The organism is Lacisediminihabitans sp. (genome assembly GCF_043726815.1).
Classification (GTDB): Bacteria; Actinomycetota; Actinomycetes; order Actinomycetales; family Microbacteriaceae; genus Lacisediminihabitans.
On record NZ_JAYSJZ010000012.1, the window covers coordinates 1 to 2,572 of the forward strand.

Sequence of the window (2,572 nt, forward strand, 5' to 3'; positions counted from 1 at the left end):
TCGGAGGCGTTGGCGACGTCGGCGAACAGCGGTAGGGATGACCTGAGGTAGTCGGTGACCGCTTTTCGGACCATGAGCTGGTGCCCGGACTCCTGCCGGCCGCCTTCTACCTCGAAGTCGAAGCCGCCGTCGCTTGCCGCCGCAGTCTTCGCAGCGCCGCGGCCTTCCGGTGCGCCGACGAGTGAGTCGATCGCCTCATCGATGGTGCCGATCCCAGTGAGGCTGTTCGCGCAGACGAGGCCGTGGTCGAGGTTCGACATCGGCAGACCGGGCACGAAGGTGTGAATCCAAAGGGCGAGCCGGGCGAGCTCGACAGCGAGCGGGTTGATGTCGAGCCCGTAGATGCATCGACGGGCGACCTGGCGACGCAGCAGCCCGATCTCTTCGACGTCGGACTTGGCTACCTCGTCATCTCCGAGCGCCTGCCGGGCGACGCCCGCGATCTTTAGCAGCTCGTCGCGAACGTCCGGCACGTCGTGCTCGGTGAGGAAAGTCCGCATGAGCGCTTCGATCTTATCGACCGCGGCGACGAGGAAGTGGCCGGAGCCCATCGCGAGGTCGGCCACTCGGAAATCGAAGAACTCGGCGCGGGAGACCTGTTTGCCTTTCGCGAGCTTTGCCGCGATGGCATCCAGGTGCTTGGTCAGCGCCGGAACGACGGAGCGCTCGATGAGGTGGTCGACGACGACCTTCGGCGTGAAGTAGGAGCCGGTCGCCTTCCGCTCGCCCGAGGCGCCGTGGAAGTAGACGGTGCCCTTCTCCGCCTCGACGGTGTCGCCCTCACGGGCCGGGATCCAAGCGCCGTTTTTTTCGGTGGTGAGCTCGGCGTCGGCGATCGAGAGACTCGACTCCAGCAGACCTTCGTAGATGGTGCCGAATTCGCGGACGCTCAGTGCGCGGAAATCGACCGGACCAGGAGTGCCCTCCGGCGTGAGATCGATCAGTAAGTGCTGAAGTGCTGGACCGAGCACCGAGTCGGGCAGGCTCAGACGGGCTAGGAGTGCGCCCTCTTCGTTGCGCGCGTCGTCTGCGGCGAACAGGCCGCCGTTGTAGGCGGGCACCTGCCACTGCTTGTTGCCCTGATCGATGGCGTTCCATACCTGGACGAGGTCGAGCCAGATCGAGGCGGCATCGCCGAAGTCGGACTCGTCGACCTCGAGATTCCGCTGCGCGATCGTCTTCAGGCTGTTCGCGGTATAGCCGTCGCTACGTCCGTAAGGAAGAAGGCCGCGATCCTCCGCGTAAGCCTGAAAGAGCAGCCGGAACAGGATGCGAAGCGTCAGTTTGTATGCGATCTTGAGACCGTCGGCGTCGATCGATCGGCCGATGGTCGGTAGGCGCTCTGCGACCGCTTTCGCGATCGGCGGCACGACGCCTTCGTAGATGCGCTGGCGCAGCCGGTTGCCGAGCCCCGTGGCGTAGCGGGCGCTATCGCGGAGCAGCTCGTCGGCGGTCCCGGCCTTCGCCAGCGCCGCGGCCGTGAAGACCAGGGCGAGGAGGGCGACCTGGTCGTCGTCGATCGCCGCGAGGTCGATCTCGAAGTAGGTTTCGACCTGACCCTTCTGCCCGACGCCAATGCCGTCCTTGCCCGGATACAGCCGGATGTGATCCTTACGGAGGCCGATCACCCACTGCAACTCGCGGCGTTGGGCCACCGCGAGAGCGAAGGCAATTGGTGTGAGCTGATAGCGCGGGCTCTTCGCGTCGAAATGCTCGGCTTCGTCGAGCAGTACCGCAACGGCTTGAGGTGCGTCGGAGTCGCCCTCGGCAGCGGTGAGGATCAGCGAGCCGCCGGGGCCACTAGTTGCGCGGAAGCCGAGCGCTTCGATGAGCCGCTGGCCGCGGAGATCGCGGAGCGCCTTGGCCTCTTCGCCCTTCCTCGTCCAGTCGGGACGGCTCGACACGTTGTGCTCTAGGTGGTATTTCGCGAACAGTCCGTTGTTTGTCCAACCGACCCCGCCCGTTTCGACCTGGCGCCGCAGCGCCGCAATGTGATTGAACGCGGCGGTAGAGTCCGGCTCATCGAGGACCGACTGGAGCTGCCGCAGGGCATGGTCGACAGGCATCGGGTCCCAAGCGGCGCTCGCGTCTGGGCCTTGTAGCCAGACGCTCGTGCCGTCCGTCGCGGCGACGATCAGCGTGATCGTCCGGCTGCCCTTCCTTAGGGCATGTAGCTTCTGGCGGAGTTGTACCGTCGGGGTGCCCGTCACCGTTGCGACGGCGATTTGAATGCCACCGAGACCATCCGGGTCGTGGCCAATGAAGACCTTCTCGAGCGACGCGCCCGTTGGAGTCGAGCTGGCCCAGTCGACCGTTTGCGTCGCACGTAGCGATAGCACCTCCGCACCCTTGCTCACCGCTCCGCCTCCACACGGCCAAGCCGGATTTATGGACTCATGCATCCGGAGCTGGCACACAGGAATTCTAGCCAGCGCGGGCTACGCCGCCGACAAGCACCACGCAGGTCGTTCGTCCGAAAACGACCGTTTCCGGTGAGGCGCCAGGATCCGGTCGCCGGGTCGCGACACGCCGGGCGGTCATCCACCGAAACTACCCACCGAAACCCCAGCGC

1 pseudogene is annotated in these 2,572 nt (G+C 65.7%); it reads right to left on the reverse strand.

Annotated features, from left to right (window positions below):
• Positions 1-2,357 (reverse strand): annotated as a pseudogene (locus tag ACHZD8_RS01385) (hypothetical protein); the annotation flags it as partial.
• Positions 2,358-2,572: the final 215 nt, after the last annotated feature.